The 15923-nt window shown below is 70.5% G+C and carries 10 protein-coding genes; 4 read left to right on the top strand and 6 right to left on the bottom strand.

What is annotated here, in order from left to right:
• Positions 1-77: 77 nt before the first annotated feature.
• From ABZV91_RS20705 to ABZV91_RS20690, 4 genes are all read right to left on the bottom strand, one after another.
• Positions 78-7181 carry an amino acid adenylation domain-containing protein gene (locus tag ABZV91_RS20705; protein WP_355243996.1) on the bottom strand — a complete coding sequence of 2368 codons (7104 nt, stop codon included), beginning with the start codon at positions 7179-7181 and terminating at the stop codon, positions 78-80.
• Between the two features lie 152 nt (positions 7182-7333).
• Positions 7334-8179 carry an ABC transporter ATP-binding protein gene (locus ABZV91_RS20700; protein WP_355243993.1) on the bottom strand — a complete coding sequence of 282 codons (846 nt, stop codon included), beginning with the start codon at positions 8177-8179 and terminating at the stop codon, positions 7334-7336.
• A gap of 7 nt (positions 8180-8186) precedes the next feature.
• Positions 8187-9266, bottom strand: coding sequence for an iron chelate uptake ABC transporter family permease subunit (locus tag ABZV91_RS20695; RefSeq protein WP_355243990.1), 1080 nt, complete (start codon positions 9264-9266; stop codon positions 8187-8189).
• Positions 9263-10231 carry an iron chelate uptake ABC transporter family permease subunit gene (locus ABZV91_RS20690; protein ID WP_355243988.1) on the bottom strand — a complete coding sequence of 323 codons (969 nt, stop codon included), beginning with the start codon at positions 10229-10231 and terminating at the stop codon, positions 9263-9265. The genes ABZV91_RS20695 and ABZV91_RS20690 overlap by 4 nt, the downstream gene beginning before the upstream one ends.
• A 638-nt stretch (positions 10232-10869) precedes the next feature.
• On the opposite strand from ABZV91_RS20690, the gene ABZV91_RS20685 reads away from it, so the two are divergent.
• The 4 genes from ABZV91_RS20685 to ABZV91_RS20670 all read left to right on the top strand — a co-directional run bounded on the left by ABZV91_RS20685 (position 10870) and on the right by ABZV91_RS20670 (position 13629).
• On the top strand, positions 10870-11514 hold the full coding sequence (locus tag ABZV91_RS20685) for an MspA family porin (protein WP_039827685.1): 645 nt from the start codon (positions 10870-10872) through the stop codon (positions 11512-11514).
• A 66-nt stretch (positions 11515-11580) separates the two neighbouring features.
• Positions 11581-12243: an MspA family porin gene (locus ABZV91_RS20680; protein ID WP_355243984.1), complete on the top strand. Its 663-nt coding sequence runs from the start codon at positions 11581-11583 to the stop codon at positions 12241-12243.
• A 327-nt stretch (positions 12244-12570) separates the two neighbouring features.
• On the top strand, positions 12571-13113 hold the full coding sequence (locus tag ABZV91_RS20675; RefSeq protein ID WP_355243982.1) for a YaeQ family protein: 543 nt from the start codon (positions 12571-12573) through the stop codon (positions 13111-13113).
• Positions 13114-13182: 69 nt separating this feature from the next.
• Positions 13183-13629, top strand: a complete 447-nt coding sequence (locus ABZV91_RS20670) for an SgcJ/EcaC family oxidoreductase (protein ID WP_355243979.1) — start codon at positions 13183-13185, stop codon at positions 13627-13629.
• Positions 13630-13642: 13 nt separating this feature from the next.
• Here ABZV91_RS20670 and ABZV91_RS20665 read toward each other — a convergent pair whose 3' ends face one another.
• Together ABZV91_RS20665 and ABZV91_RS20660 are read right to left on the bottom strand one after the other, a co-directional pair.
• A complete protein-coding gene (locus ABZV91_RS20665) occupies positions 13643-15256 on the bottom strand; it encodes a PfaD family polyunsaturated fatty acid/polyketide biosynthesis protein (protein ID WP_355243976.1) in 1614 nt (537 codons plus the stop codon).
• A gap of 75 nt (positions 15257-15331) precedes the next feature.
• Positions 15332-15923: phosphopantetheine-binding protein (locus tag ABZV91_RS20660; protein ID WP_355243973.1), on the bottom strand; the 592-nt coding region annotated here is incomplete at its 5' end.

The raw sequence follows: 15923 nt of genomic DNA, 5'->3' as shown, positions 1-15923 counted from the left end.
GTGTTCTACTTTCTTTCTTCGGACCGCCGGGACACCGGCTGGTGCCGCGGCGAAGTCTCGGGGACCGGGACGCGCGGTCAGGTCCGCAGGGCCGCTTCGGTATCCAGCAGCGCGGCGACCTCCGACCAGCCGTCCTCGGAGACGATCCCGACATGGGAGTAGGGCAGGCGGCGCGAGATGATCCGCGCACCGGCGGCGCGCCATCCCGACAACTGGGCGGCGACCCGCGCGGCATCGTCGTCGCCGCCGGGGTCCGCGGCGTACAGCGCCATCGGACCGGCGTAGTCCGGTGTCTCGGAGACGGTGACCATGCGCAGCAGTTCACCGGCCGCGCCCCGGATGAGCGCCGCGAGATCCGGAGCGTCGTCGGGGAGTTCGGGCAGCAGGGCCGCCAAGCGGTCCGGATCGGCCAGGGCCGCGGTCGCCTGGTCGGCCAGGTTCGCCAGCGGATGCGAATCGATCAGGCCCACGAACGCTGTCGCCGCGCCGCGCTCGGCGAGCGCGGCGGCCATCGCGTGCACGATATTGCCGCCGAGTGAGTATCCGAGCAGGTGGTAGGGCCCCTCGGGCTGGATCTCGCGGACGGTCGCCAGATAGCGCGCGGCGAGTTCGTCGATGGTTGTGGCGCCCGATTCCACGCCCCGCAGCGCCGGCAACTGCAAGCCGATCAAGGGCCGGTCGGCACGCAACCGCCGGGCCAGCGGAGTGAACTGCCAGGCGGTGCCGCCCACCGGATGCACACAGAACAACGGTTCGGCCGCGCCGCGGGGACGCAGTTCGAGCACATGGTCGAGGCGCCGGCCCAGCATGGCGATCTCCTCGGAGGGTGCGGCGAGATCCGCCGCCCGAGGCGGAACGGCTCGCGGTGCCGTCACCGGGGCGGCACCGTCGATGCGGGCCGCCAGCGCCCGTGCGGTGGGCGCCTCGAAGATATCGTCGACCACCACCTCGTGCCCCGCCCGGCGCAAGCGGCCGACCAGCCGGACCGCGGTGAGCGAATGACCGCCCGCCGCGAAGAAATCGTCGTCCGGGCCGATGGCGGCCACTCCGAGGACGGCGGCCATGGCCTCGAGGACCGGGCCGGCGGCCGCGGACAGCGTCGGATCCGCGACCGCGGTGCCGGCGACGGCAGGGGCTTCCACGGGATAGTCGGGAACGGGTAACGCCTTGCGGTCGAGTTTGTCGCTGCTCGTCATCGGGATCTCGCCGAGTTCCACGAAGGCCGCCGGAATCATGTACTCCGGCAGGGCATCACGCACCGTGGCCCGCACCGCGTCGATGTCCGGGACGGCGCCTGTCCGCGCTCGCAGATAGGCCACCAGGCGCTGATCGCCGGGACTGTCCTCGCGCAGGATCACCGCCACCTGGGCGATCTCGGGGCGGCGCAGGATCGCCGACTCGATATCGCCGAGTTCGATCCGCTGGCCGCGGAGTTTGATCTGGCTGTCGGTGCGGCCCACGTATTCGAGTTCACCCTCGGCGCCCCACCGGACCAGATCGCCGGTGCGGTACATCCGTTCGCCGCTGCCGGCGGGATCGGCGACGAAGGTCCGGGCGGTCTGCTCCGGACGGTGCAGGTAGCCACGGGCGAGCTGGACGCCGGTCAGGTACAGCTCCCCGACCACCCCGGACGGCACCGGCAGCAACCTGTCGTCGAGCACCCGCACCCCCGCGCCACCGGGCGGACGGCCGATCGGGACCGTCACGGTGTCGGCGTCGTCGGTGGCGTGATAGGTGATGCAGACCGCGGCCTCGGTGGGACCGTACAGGTTGTTCACCCGGGCCCCGGTCGCGGTCCGGAACCGTTGCGCCGTCGCGGGCGGCAGCGGTTCGCCGCCGGTGAACACGCAGCGCAGCGCACCGCACCCGGACAGATCGCTTTCCTTGGCCGTGGTGGTGAGCATGGACGAGGTCATCTGGATCGCGGTGACCCGTTCCTCGGCCATCAACCGTGCCTGATAGTAGGGATCGCGGTGGCCGTTGGGCCGCGCCACCACGATCCGGGCGCCCACCAGCAGCGGCAGGAAGATCTCCAGCAGTGAGGCGTCGAAGGTCGCCGGGGTCCGGTACAGCACGGTGTCACCGATCCCGAACCCGTGCTGCTCCTGTAGCCAGGCGAAGGTGTTGACGATGGCCGCGTGCGGGACCGTCACCCCCTTGGGCACACCCGTGGAGCCGGAGGTGAACAGCAGGTAGGCCGCGTTGTCCGGCCGCAACGGCGCGAGCCGGTCGGCGTCGGTGAGCGCGGTGTCCGCGAAGTCCGCGGTGTCGAGGGCGTCGACGGAAATCACGGGCGCTCGGCGGGTTTGGAAGGCATCGGCGGCCGTGGTCAGCACCAGGGGCGTCGCGGCGGCGGCGAGGATGGTGTCCACGCGTTCGGCGGGCTGCTCCGGATCCACCGGCAGGTACACCCCACCGGCCCGGCAGATGGCGTGCGCCGCGATCACCTGATCGGCGCCGCGCCGCATGGCGACCGTCACCACGGTCTCGGGGCCGATGCCCTGGGCGACCAGCCGGCGGGCGAGCCGGTTGGCGCGCGCCTCGAATTCGCGGTAGGCGATCGTCGCGCCGTCGACCGTGATCGCGGGCGCCGCGGGATCGAGCGCGGTGCGCGGCCCCCAGTCGGCCATGGTGCGGCCGCGGGTGTCCGGGTGACGGGTGGCCGCCAGCACGGCCCCGGCGGTGGCACCGGGTTCGTCGACCAGGGCGCTGAGCACCGCGCCGAGGCGGGCCGCCATCCGCGCGGCGGACGCGGCGTCCACCGCGCCGGGGTCGTGGTGCAGCATCAGGCGGAACGGGTCGCCGGGCAGGGCCGTCACGGTGACCGGGTAATGGGTGAGGCTGTGCACCGTCACATCCGCCACCCCGACCTCGTGCGATTCATTGCCCCGCACACCGGTTTTCGGGAAGTTCTCGTAGACCACCAGCGTGTCGAACAGCCGCCCGATTCCGGCCGCCCGCTCGACCGTGGCCAGGCCCAGGTAGCCCTGATTCTGCAGATCGAGTGTGGTCTGCTGGAATTCGGCGAACTGAACGGCCGCGGGCCGCGCCGGGTCCAGGGTCAGCCGGACCGGGACGGTATTGCTGAACAACCCGACCATGCCCGCCACGCCCGGCAGTTCACTCGGCCGGCCCGACACCACCGCGCCGAAGACCACATCGTCGCGGCCGAGTCGCTCGGCCAGGACCATTCCCCACGCACCCTGTAGCAGGGTGTTCATGGTCAGCCCGTGGGCCCGGCCGAACGATTCGAGCGCGGCCGCGGTCTCGTGGGCCAGCGGCACATCCAGCCCCACCGCCGCCGACCGCGGGCCGGTCGCGCCGACCAGACTCGGCGCGGACAGACCGGCCAGGTATTCGCCCCAGCGGCGGACGGCCGCGTCGCTGTCGCGGGCGGCGAGCCAGGCCAGATACGTTCCGTAATAACCGGGTTCGGGCAGCCGCTCGCCGTGGTAGAGCGCGAGCATCTCGCGCAGCACGATCGGCACCGACCAGCCGTCGGCCAGCAGATGATGGGCGGTCAGCACCAGGCGGTGCGCGGTATCGGACAGCCGGATGAGCACGGCGCGCAGCAGTGGCGGTTCGGCGATATCGAACGTCTGCGCACCGGCCAGCCGCTCCAGCTCCAGCGCACCCGCCGCGGCGGCGGCCGGTGCCAGGTCGCGCAGATCCTCGATCCGCCAGGCCACCCGCGGGCTCCGCGGTATCACCTGGACCGGTCGGTCGAACTGCTCGTAGCGGAAGGCCGCGCCCAGGTTCGGATGGCGCCCCAGCACCGTCGTGAAAGCCGCGCCCAGCCGGTCCGGGTCCAGCGGCCCGGCCAGTTCGAAACGGGCGGTCAGCGTGTAGACATCGGCCGCGCCGTCGCGCAGGGCGTGGAAGAGCAGCCCCTCCTGTAACGGGGAGAGCGGCAGCACATCGGCGACCGGCCCGTACGCGGCGGTCAATTCGGCGGCGTCGTCCGGCGGGAGCGCGATCGAGACGGCGCCGGCGTCGGGCGGCTGCTCCGCCGCGGAAGCCGCCACGGGATCGGCGCTTTCGGCCGCCGCCGCCAGATCGGCCAGACTGCGGCGGGTCAGCATGTCCTGCGGGGCCAGGATCAGTCCCCGTTCCCGGAGGCGGGTACAGACCCCGATGGCGGTGATGCTGTCACCCCCGGCGCCGAAGAAGTCGTCGTCGATATCGACGGCCGCGCCACCGAGCAGTTCGGCGACCACCTCGGCCACCGCGCTCTCGGCCGCGGTGGCCGGCGCGCGCCCACCGGCCGGTTCGGCCGGGTCGGGCAGGGCGGCACGGTCGATCTTGCCGTTCACCGTCCACGGCAGTTCGCCGAGCACCACGATGCGGGTGGGGACCATCGGGTCGGGCAGCGATTCGGCCAGCCGGGTGCGTACCCGGGCCCCGAGATCACCCGGCCCGGTACCGCCGACCGGGACGACATAACCGACGAGACTCGCCCGCCCCGCGATATCCCGGATATCGGCGGCCGCCGCCGCGACCTCGGGGAGCCCGCTCAGCGCGGCCTCCACCTCACCGATCTCGATGCGGTGCCCGCGAATCTTCACCTGGGCGTCGGCACGGCCGGAATAAAAATAGCCGCTACCGGGCACCCAGCGCGCCAGATCGCCGGTGCGGTACATCCGTGCCCCCGGCGGGCCGAACGGATCGGCCACGAAGCGCTGGGCGGTGATCCCGGGTGCGCCCAGATAGCCCTGCGCGATACCGGCGCCCGCCAGATACAACTCACCGGGCTGTCCGTCGGCCACCACTTGGAGGCCGTTGTCCAGCAGATAGGCCCGCACCCCGGGTAGCGGGACACCGATATGTGGGTCCGCACCGCGCACCGGCGCGCCGATGGCGTCGACGGTGGCCTCGGTCGGGCCGTACAGGTTGACCGCGGTGATGCCGGCGCGCTGCACCCGCTGCCACAGATCGGGCGGGCAGGCTTCGCCGCCGAGGACGAGCAGCCGCGGCGCGAGCTCGGCCAGCCCGTGCTCGAACAGCGCGGCGGCCAGCGTCGGGGTCCCGTCCACCACCTCGATACCGTCCGACCGCAGAGCCGCGACCAGTGCCGCGGGATCGCGCCGGATGGTGCTGTCGTACAGATGGATCCGATGGCCGTCGAGCAACCACAGCAGTGGATCGAGCGCCGCGTCGAAGGCGAAGGACGTCGTATGCGCGACCGCCAGCCGCCGGTCCCCGGCCCGTTCGACGGTGTCGGCGTAGATCCCGGACCGGTGCCCGGCCAGCAGCTGCGCCAGCGCGGTGTGGTCGATCACCACCCCTTTCGGGGTGCCGGTGGAGCCGGAGGTGTACAGCACATACGCGGGGTGATCGCCGCGAACGTTCCCGATCTCGGCCGCGGTCGGCGGTGTGCCCGGGTACCCGCGCAGCGCCTCGCGCACCGGGTCGCTGTCGAGGGCCACCGCCGTACCGGCGAAGGCATCGGCCAAGGCGTTGTCGGTGAGCACCAGGACGGCCGCGGCGTCGTCGATCATGGTCTGTAGCCGGGGCACCGGATGTTCCGGATCCAGCGGCAGATACGTGCCGCCCGCGCGCCACACCGCCAGCAGCGCGATCACGAGATCCGCCGTCCGCGGTAGCGCGACGCCGACGAGCCGTCCCGCGGTCACGCCCCGGTCCCGCAGGTACCGGGCCAGCCGGTACACCCGCTCGCCGAGTTCACCGGCGGTGCAGCGCTGCGCCCCGCTGACCAGGACCGTGGCGTCGGCGTACGCCGCGACCATCCGGTCCAGCGCGGCGGGCACCGGTTCGGCGGCGTCGGCGGCCGGCGGTCCGCAGCGCGCGGCCAGCAGGCGGTCGCGGTCCGCGCGGTCGATCAACTCCAGTGTTCCGACGGCTACCTTGTCCAGTTCGGTGAACGCCTCGATCACCCGCACCACACCCGCCACCCGGCGGTAGGCGGTCTCCGGATCGTTGGTCCGGGCATCGCATTCGAAGCCGAGCAGCACCGATTTGTCGGGCAGCGGGGTCACCACCAGGCCGAGATCCTCCGGTGGGCCGCCGGCCACGTTCCGCAGCACTCCCTTCGCGCCGTCGAAGTCGAGAGCGAAATCGAAGACCTTGAGGTTCATGCCGATTCCGTGCAGCAGTTCACCCGCCCCGAAACCGCTCAGGTCGCGGGCCAGGTCGGCGCCGCTGTAGCGCTGGTGCCTGCGCATCTCCCGCAGCGTCTCGGCGACCCGCACACCGAGTTCGCCGACGGTGTCGTGGGCGTGCACGGTCAGCCGCAGCGGTAGCACATTGACCGCCATCGCCGGGGTGCTCAGCGCGACCCGGCCGACCCGGCCCATCATCAGCATCGAGAGCACGACATCGGAATTGCCCAGCAACCGCTGCACATACGCGGCATAGCAGGCGATCAGGCCGTCGGCCCAGGTGATCCGATAGCGCTCGGCGCAATTACGCAGCCGTTCCAGCGTTTCCGCCGACAGGATCGCCTCGGCGCGAATGGTGCGGTCCACCGCGCCCCCTGGGGCGGTCCCGCGACCGTCGAGCGGAGGTGCGGGACTGAGCTGTTCACGCCAGTAGCGCCGGTCCTCGGTGAATTGCTCACTGTCGCGATAGTTCTGCTCGTCGGCGACCAGCTCGGCGATGGTGCCGAAGGTCGCCCGGGGCGGTTCCGCCCCCCGGCGCAGCGCGGTGTAGTGCGCGGCGACCCGGCGCGACAGCAGGGCCGCGCTGTACCCGTCGACGATCAGGTGGTGGTACAGCTGCACACACCAGACCTCGGAGTCGGTGAGCCGGATCAGAGTGTAGTTGTACAACCGCCGGTCCACCATGCCGCGGCACCGCTGCGCCGCCCGATGACGTTCCAGTGCCACCGCCTCGTGGGCGAGCGAACGCGGTTCGGCCGCACCGCGTAGATCGATCAGCGGTTGCAGGACAGCGGGTTCGTCGCAGACGAACTGCCGTGGACCGGCCGCGGTATCGCGGAAACGCAGCCGCATGTTCTCCGCCTCCGCCACCGTGCGGCGGATCGCCTCGGCCAGGGCCTCGACGTCGATCGGGGTGTCGCCGGAGATCTCGAGGACCTCACCGACCAGATAGCGCCCGGACTCCGGGTCGAATAGCTGCGCGTTCCATATTCCCAGCTGGGGGCCGGTGAGCGGTAACCCGGGATCGCTGGCCTTCGAGGCATCCTGCTCTGCCGCCGGCACGGCAACTCCCTCCGCTGTGAACCACATTCGGTGTGGTGCCGATACCGGTCCCTCTATCGACCGGCACGACACACGACCACAGTTGAGGTTAGCCTAACCTTTACTGAAGTAAAACATCTATCACGTATTAGGCCCTGTCCAATTTGTCGCGTTCAACCTGTGCGCACCGCGTTCTCGGCCAGCGGAACCACCAGCGGGGCGCCGGTTTCGGGATCGTCGATCACTCGGCAGCCCAGGTCGAAAACCCGCTGCACCAGTTCGGCGGTGACGATCTCGCGCGGCGCTCCGGCCGCGATCACCGCACCATCCCGCATGGCTATCAGATGATCGGCGTACCGGAAGGCGTGATTCAGATCGTGCAGGACCGCGACCACCGTCCGCCCGGTCCCCCGGTTCAACTGGCGGCACAGATCCAGCAGCTGGATCTGGTGGGCGATATCGAGGAAGGTCGTCGGTTCGTCGAGCAGCACGATCGGCGTCTCCTGGGCGAGCACCATCGCGATCCACACTCGCTGCCGCTGCCCGCCGGACAGCTCGTCCACCAGCCGCCCGGACAGCTCGGCCACGCCGGTGGCGGCCATGGCCGCGGCGACGGCCTCTTCGTCGCGCCGCGACCACTGCCGGATCAGCGACTGATGCGGATACCGGCCCCGGCCCACCAGATCGGCGACCCGGATCCCCTCCGGCGCGGTCGAGGTCTGCGGCAGCAATCCGATCCGCCGGGCGACCTCTTTGGCCGGGTAACTGCCGATCTGCTTCCCGTCGAGCAGCACCGCGCCGGACTCGGGCGCCAGCAGCCGCGACAGCGCCCGCAGCAGGGTGGATTTCCCGCAGGCGTTCGGGCCGATGATGACGGTGAAGGTGCCGTCGGGGATATCGACGGTCAGTTCGTCGCTGATGACCCGGCTGCGGTAGCCCAGGCGCAACCGGTCGGCGCGCAACCTGGCCGGCCCGGCGGTCCCGTCGGCGACGCTGTGCCCGGGTTTCTCGTCCACCATGATTCCCTCAGTTCCGTCGAGCCTCGGCCACCAGCAGATAGGCCAGATAGGCGCCACCGATCGACGCGGTCACCACCCCGACCGGCAGGGTGGTCGGCGCGAACGCCCGGCGCGAGATCCAGTCGCAGACCACCAGCAGCAGCGCACCCATCGCCGCGGCGGGCAGGATCGCGGTCGTCGGGGTGCGCGCCAGGCGCCGGCCCAGTTGCGGTGCCGCCAGCGCCACGAACGCGATCGGGCCGGCCACCGCGGTGCCGACCGCGGTGAACGCGACACTGAGCACGGTCAGCGCCAGACGCGCCCGTCCCACCCGGATCCCGAGCGCCTGCGCCGCGTCGTCGCCCAGCTCCAGCACCTGCAATCGGTAGGCGGCGGGAATCACCACGACGGCCAGGATCGCCAGCACCACGAGGGCCGGCACGATCTCGTCCCAGGTGAGCCCGTCCAGCGTCCCGACACCCCACGCGGCGGCCGACATCGCCTCGTCGAGATCGGCGCGCAGGATGAGCCAGGTGTTGACCGCGGCCAGCATCGCGCCGACCCCGATACCGACGATGATCAGCCGGAATCCCTTGACGTTCCGCCGGAAGGCCAGCAGGAAGATCGCGAGCGCGGTGAGCAGCCCACCGCCCAGCGCACCGGCCGCGGTGGCGTAGTAGCCGCCGCCGGACAGCAGCACCAGCAGCGCACCGGTGTAGGCGCCGGAGTTGAAGCCGACGATATCCGGACTGCCCAGCGGGTTCCGGGTGACCGACTGCAGGATCGCGCCGCTGATCCCGAGCGCCGCGCCGAGTACCAGCGCCATGAGCACCCGGGGCATCCGCCATTCCCGCACGACCAGTTCGTCGCCACCCACCCCGTCGCCCAGCAGCGCCCGCACCACCCGGTCCGGCGGGATCGCGAAATCGCCGGTACCCAGCGCCAGCAGCGCCACCACGCAGGCGGCGGCCAGCAGCACGACCGTCACCACGAGGCCGCGCGTCCCGAACCGGGTGGTGACACCGCGCAGGCGCAGCACCCGGACCGACCGGCCGAAATCGATGGCGGAAGCGGTGCCGAGCCGGGGCGGTTTGCGCACGGTGGTCACGACTGCCTCAGCTCCGAGCGACGGGCCAGCCAGATCAGCACCGGGGCGCTCAGGAACGCGGTCACCACACCGGCGGACAGTTCGTCGGGCGGGATGGCGATCCGGCCGACCACATCCGCGAACAGGACCAGCGCGGGCGCCAGCAGCAGGGAATAGGCCACGATCCAGCGGTGGTCGGGGCCGACGATCCAGCGCGCGATATGCGGCACCGCCAGGCCGACGAAGGTGATCGGGCCGACCGCGGCGGTCGCGGTACCGCAGAGCAGGATCAGCGCGAGTGCGGTACAGGCCCGGGTGCGGGTCACGTGCACGCCCAGGGCGCGGGCCAGATCGTCGCCCAGCGCCACGGCGTTGAGGGAACGGGCGGCGACGAAGGCCAGGATCATCCCGGCCACGATGAACGGCGTGGCGCCGGCGAGAACGTCGTAGCCGCGCCCGGTCAGCGCACCGGCGTCCCACTGTCGCATCTTGTCGAAGGCGGTGGAATTCAGCAGGATCAACCCCTTGGTGACACCGGTGAGCACGGCGGTCACCGCGACACCGGCCAGGGTGAGCCGAATCGGATCGGTCCCGCCGCGGCCGGCGGTTCCCAGCCGATACACCGCCACCGACACTACAGCGGCGCCCGCGAAGCCGAACCAGATATAGGACGCGATTCCGTCGGCGCCCAGATAGGCGACCGCGACGGCGATGGCGAAGGCGGCGCCCGCGTTGACACCGAGCAGTCCCGGATCGGCGAGGGGGTTGCGGGTCAGGCCCTGCATCAGGCAGCCCGCGACCCCCAGCGCGCTACCGGCGAGCAATCCGAACAGCGTACGGGGCAGGCGGTATTCGCTGATGACCAGGTGGTCGGGCGATCCATCGGGCTCCCACAGTGCACTAATGATTTCCGTGATCGGAATATGCGCCACCCCGACCCCGAGGCTCAGTAAGCAGGCGATTACCAGGAAGACTGCTCCCAGCAACCATCCAGACCACCTGCGGACACCCACATATGTGTGGTATTCATAGGACGAACCGGCAGTCATGAGGCGGTGTCACAACTTCTGTGCATCGAATCGTCCCTTCCGGTCCGCGTGACGTAGGCCACTGTCATCGCTCACAAAAAACGTTAACAAGGCTTTATAGTGAGCGAAGGCTAACCTAACTACAGACGGGCTGGCAACAGACTGCGCCGACACCGCACCCACGGTGTCCGCGAACGGTGCCCACCCCGAACGGGGTGAGCGGCCGTCCGGCGCAACGACACACGAGCGAGAGGTGTGAGGGATGTGGACTCCGACGCTGCTGACGCCCGTGCGCCTGCCTTCCCCCTCGCCGCACAGTTTCCGGCCGAACCCGGCCGGGTTGTAAGAAGATAGACAGGGATGAGGGATAGATGACGCAGCCATTCGTCACCTGATCGCCCAGGAAGACGATCCGACACCACCGGTGGGTTTTTCGTAACCCCCGGATTTCACCTGCGATTGCGCAGTAATACCCCCCGAACCGCGGCCTACGCGCGTGCGCGTACAGGCCCGGGGATCACTGCTGCCTTTTTTCGCCGGACGGCACCTTCCGGCCGAAATACGGCGACAATTCGCAAAACCATGAGGGAATCACGATGAATATCAAGTCGATTGCTGCCACCGCGGCGATGACGGCGGCGGTACTGGGCGTCGCCGGAGGCATGGCGAGTGCCGACACCTTTGTGCCGCTCCCCGGCGGCGAAAAACTCGGCCCGGGCGTCAAACTGAGCCGTGTCGACGAGAGCGCGCTCATCTCACCGTCGCTGTCGGCCAATGGCGCCGGCCGGGTCGCCTGGCTGAGCGGACGGGTCTTCGCCGACGTCAGCCAGACCCCGGAGGGCACCCCGGGCCCCTGGAAGGGCCCGACCAACGCCCCCGGCACCAACAACTCGTCCACCCACGGCACGTCCCGCGTCAGCGCCGGGTACATCGTCGGCTGCCAGGTCAGCATCGCCGACGACGCCATCTCGGCCGGCGTATCGGCCAGCGTGAGCACCTCCAGCCTGGGTGCCAGCGGCTCGCTCGGCATCAAGCTCGGCCCGGGTGAGGTCAAATTCGTCAACGTCGAAGGCGTCGATATTCCGAAGCCCGGCGTGTACTGGGTCGACTACAAAGACGTCGAAATCAATATCGAAGGGTGCGCCGGATACGCGCAGGCCCGTTCCTACGCCGTCGTCGAAATCATCGGCGACCACTATTCGAAGACCACCCTGTACGGAGCTCCGTTCAGCATCGGCTGACGCACGTCGTATCTGGTCGATCAAATCCGTCGCTGAACGGAATTCTTTTCCGAGAGGGAAACTGTCATGTCTGTAATCAAGAAAAGCGTCGTACGGGCCGCCAGCGTGACGGCCGCGGCCGTCGCCGCGGTCGGCCTGTTCTCCACCGGCGCGGCCGATGCCGACACCTTCGTGCCGCTGCCGGGTGCCGAGCTGAACCACACCCTGCCCAACGGCCTGAACATCACCGCCCGCATCGCCAACGAATCGGCGCTGATCAACCCGTCGATGGGTTCGACCCCGCTGCACCGTAACGCCTGGGTCTCCGGTAGCGCTCAGGTCGAGGTGCACGGTCCGCACAAGGGCACCAAGATCACCCCGGGATATGTCGTGGGCTGCCAGGTCGATATCAGCGGCGGCGCCGGCAACGGTGGCGCCGGTGTGACCTCCTCCGGTGACAAGGTGACCGGCAGCCTCAGCTCGGGTGCCAACCTGACCCTCGGCCCGGGCCAGGCCACCTCGTTCCTGCTGCTCGATATCGAGAAGCCGGATGTCTACGGCGACGAGGGCCACACCTTCGCCAACAAGTTCACCGGCCCCAACGGCTCGGTGACCTGGACCGATTCCACCATCGGCCTCAACGGCTGCGCCGGTTACGCCCAGGCCCGTGCCTTCGTCCGCGTCGAAACGACCACCGACCAGGGCATCTCCGAGTTCCGCGTCTGGGGTAAGCCCTTCAGCCTCGGCTGAGCCCGATCGCGCGGTTCCGCTCGACGGCTGTAGCCCCGGCCCGATGGCCGGGGCTACTGTCGCGGGCGCAGCCGTCAGCGCCCGCGCGAGAGAACCGCTCCGGCCATGCGGTTCCACACTGCCGAGGACGCGACACCGTCGCCTCACGAGAGGTTCGGGTTCCGGCGTATTTGTGACACGGCACAAGAACACTCGGATCGCCCGGAGCATTCCCGGCGCCTGTGCCGGCACCTGTGGCCCCGTGCGGCCGTACGCCTCCGCGCGCCTCCGCCGGCGCCGACGCGGCACAGGACTTCGCCCGGCCACGTTCGTTAGGCTGACCGTCTTATGGCTATCGGCGCGACTCTGCACACCGTCACCCTGCACCTGTCCGATATCGATCGGGGCGTCTACCAGGAGCTGGAGTTGCGGATGGCCCGGCACCCGTCGGAGACCGCGGAATTCCTGATCACCCGGCTGCTGGCCTACGGCCTCGAATACACCGACGGCATCACCTTCAGCGACGGCGGCGTATCGTCCACCGACGAACCCGCGGTGCTGGTCCGCGATCTCACCGGCCGGATCACCGCGTGGATAGAGGTCGGCGCCCCCGATTCCGACCGCGTGCATCGCGGCAGCAAACTGGCCGATCGGGTCGCGGTGTACACCCATCGCGACCCCGTCAAGGTGCTGGCGCAGCTGGCCGGCAAACGGATCCATCGCGCCGAGCACATCCCGCTCGTCTCCTTCGACCGGGCCTTCGTCGAGGCCGCGGCGGCGGCCCTCCAACGCCGGAACACCGCCACTCTCTCGGTGACCGAACGCCAGCTCTATCTGGAACTGAACGGCAGTTCGCTCACCACCCCGATCACCGAGCAGCGGCTCGGCTGAGCCGTTCCGGAAGCGGGCGGCGAACCGCCCGCTTGACTTGAACATACGTTGAGGTTTCAGAGTGGCTGTATGCATGCCGAAGACGAGGGCCGTATCAGAGCCACCCTGACTGCCCATACCGAGCTGTGGGTGCGCCACCGTATGCGGGAATGGGGAACGTATTTCACCGAGGATGCCGATTTCATCACCCACCGCGGGATCTGGTGGCGGTCCCGCGAGGCGAACATCCGGGGCCATCTGGAGGTACCGGAGTCGGTGATCGCGCAGAAGGGCGGCTACACCCAGGAGATCGTGGCGATCGACGAACTGGCCCCGGGAGTCGCGCTCGTACACACCCGCTGGTCGTGGCCGGGCCACCTGCTGCCCGGCGCGGACACCGCCGAGGACCGGCACGGATTCATCACCCTCGTCCTGGTCCGTCACGGCGGCGAGTGGCGAATCCGGGCCGCGCACAACACCCGGGCGAACGGTGTGGACGACTTCTCCCCGGAGCGGATCGCCGCCGATCCCCGATGACTCGGCGGGGCCCTCATTCCCCACCGGCGGCCCGGTAGCGCACCGGCGGGAGCACCCGGTCGACGCCGAGCCTGACCGCCGCGTCCCGGCGGGTCAGGGCGGCCGCGCCGCGCATCAGGTTCTCCCCGATCTCGACCACGCCCGGCGCGCCGATATCCGGCCCCACCCAGCGGTTGAACGCGCCCAGCGCCGGTCCGCACCACAGCTGGAAGTCACCGCGACGCTCGGTCTCGCCCTCGGTGGCCCAGCGGGTGGACATCCCGAGATACCAGCGGAAGCACAGGGCCATCCGGTGTTTACGGTCCCGTTCGGCACGGATGAGCTGCTTCGGATCGCGGGCCTGCCAGAAGTCCCGGGTCCGCGCCCAGATCTCGTCGACGGTAGCGCCGAAGATCTCGGTCTCGAGCTTCGTCGTATCGGTCGGGCTCAGTTCGTCCAGACCGGAATGGGCGGTGTAGCGGTCGTAGAGCCACTGGGCGCGGGTCCAGAAGCGGCTGCCCTTCTTGAGCACCTGCACGCGGGCGCCGATCTCGAACATATCCGCGGCGGGCGCCGTGGTGAAGTCGGCGATATCGGCTGCCGCGAGCAGGGACTTCGCCGCTTCGGACAGATCCGCTTCCGGTGCGAGCTGATTGATCGAACCGGTCAGCACATAGTCGGCGCCCAGGGCGAAGGCGGCGGCGACCGCCTCGGGGGTGCCCAGACCGCCGGCGGCGCCGAGCCGGACCCGCCGGTCGTAGCCGAACTGCCGGGTGGCCTCGTCGCGCAGGGCGATCATCCGCGGCAGCAGCGCCAGTAGCGGACGGCCGTCGGTGTGACCGCCGCTGTCGCCCTCCACCGTGATGTCCTCGGCCACCGGCACCAGGGCGGCCAGCTCGGCCTCCACGGGGGTCAATTGCCCGGCCGCCACCAGCTTGCGCAGTATCTTCTCCGGGGCGGGGGCCAGGAACAATCGCGCGACCTCGGGCCGCGACACCTTGGCCATGATCTTGGTGGCGCGCTGGACGCGGCCGTCCGGACCGCGGTGCAATCCGGCCGCCGCGCAGCGCACCACAGCCGGGGTGAGCCCCATGAAGGCGGACGCCGAGACGGCCGGCACCCGGTGTTCGAGCAGCAACGCGGCGGTGGCCTCCTCGAGCTCGGGTTCGCCGGGGTTGTGCAGCAGGTTCGCGCCCCACGGCAGACCGTCCAGCTGTCGAGCCAACTCGGCCACCGTCCGCTCCACCCGGGCGAGACTCAGCCCGCCGGTGCCGAAGAAGGCCAGGATCCCGGACCGCGCCGCGGCGGCGACCATTTCGGCGGAGGCGATCCCGCGGGCCATCTCGCCGACCACGTACGCCAGCCGCACACCGTACGCGCGCCGGAACGCCGCCGAACCGAGAGCGTCCGTTCCGCAGGGTTCCACCACCCCGAGCACCGGGAGGTCACCGGTGACCGCGTCGGCGGCGGGCACCAGCGTGCCACCCGCCGCCGGTAGCGGCTCGGTGTCCGCCACGACGAACAGCCGCCGGCCGATATCGTCCAGCAGCTCCGCGCCGTCACCACCCACCACGTCCGGGTCGCGCAGGTAGAGATCGTGGGCGGCGCGCGGCGCGGGCAGGGTCGGCGTGGCGTACGGGGAAGACATCGGCGAATCCTTCGGTCGGAGTGTGGATGCGGGCCGGCGGGGGTGGGTACGGCCGTACCGTCCCCACCCGCCGGCTCATTCCGCGGTGAGCTGCTGGTCGATCAGGGCGAAGAGCTCTTCGGCACTGGCCTGTTCGACCGCGGACTGGTCGACACCGGTCTCGGTTTCCGGTTCGGGCAGGGACTCGGCCAGCAGGGCGCGCAGGCCGTCGGCCAGCCGCGACCTGTCCTGTTCGGAGGGCAGGGACCCGAGCAGGGACCGCAGCGCGGCGAGCTGATCGTCCACCGCCGACCCGTTCGACACCTCCGGGCCGGCGGCCGCCGCCTCCTCCACCAGCGACCGCAGCATGCCCGCCACCGCGACCGCGGTCGGATAGTTGAAGACCAGGGCGTAGGGCAGCGTGACGCCCGCCGCCTCGGCCAGGCGGTTGCGCAATTCCACCGCGGCGAGCGAATCGAAACCCAGTTCCTGGAAGGGGGTTCCGGGATCCAGTGCGGCGGCGTCCGGATATCCCAGCACCCCCGCGGCGTGCTCGCGCACCACCTCCAGCACCAGTCGGTCGCGCTGGTCCTCCGGCACCGCGCTCAGCCGGGCGGCCAGTGCGGTGCCGTCACCCCCGGACTCCGGCGCCGCGGACCCGGCCGCCCGCCGGACCCCCGGCGCCGGG

This window comes from Nocardia sp. NPDC004568, from assembly GCF_040609955.1.
Lineage (GTDB): Bacteria > Actinomycetota > Actinomycetes > Mycobacteriales > Mycobacteriaceae > Nocardia.
This window is presented reverse-complemented; position numbering and strand designations above follow the sequence as displayed.

What these genes read in the sequence shown, in the direction of transcription:
- ABZV91_RS20670 (WP_355243979.1), top strand. Translation starts at nt 13,183, where the DNA reads ATGCATGCCGAAGACGAGGGCCGTATCAGAGCCACCCTGACTGCCCAT.
- ABZV91_RS20685 (WP_039827685.1), top strand. Translation starts at nt 10,870, where the DNA reads ATGAATATCAAGTCGATTGCTGCCACCGCGGCGATGACGGCGGCGGTA.
- ABZV91_RS20680 (WP_355243984.1), top strand. Translation starts at nt 11,581, where the DNA reads ATGTCTGTAATCAAGAAAAGCGTCGTACGGGCCGCCAGCGTGACGGCC.
- ABZV91_RS20700 (WP_355243993.1), bottom strand. Translation starts at nt 8,179, where the DNA reads ATGGTGGACGAGAAACCCGGGCACAGCGTCGCCGACGGGACCGCCGGG.
- ABZV91_RS20665 (WP_355243976.1), bottom strand. Translation starts at nt 15,256, where the DNA reads ATGTCTTCCCCGTACGCCACGCCGACCCTGCCCGCGCCGCGCGCCGCC.
- ABZV91_RS20675 (WP_355243982.1), top strand. Translation starts at nt 12,571, where the DNA reads ATGGCTATCGGCGCGACTCTGCACACCGTCACCCTGCACCTGTCCGAT.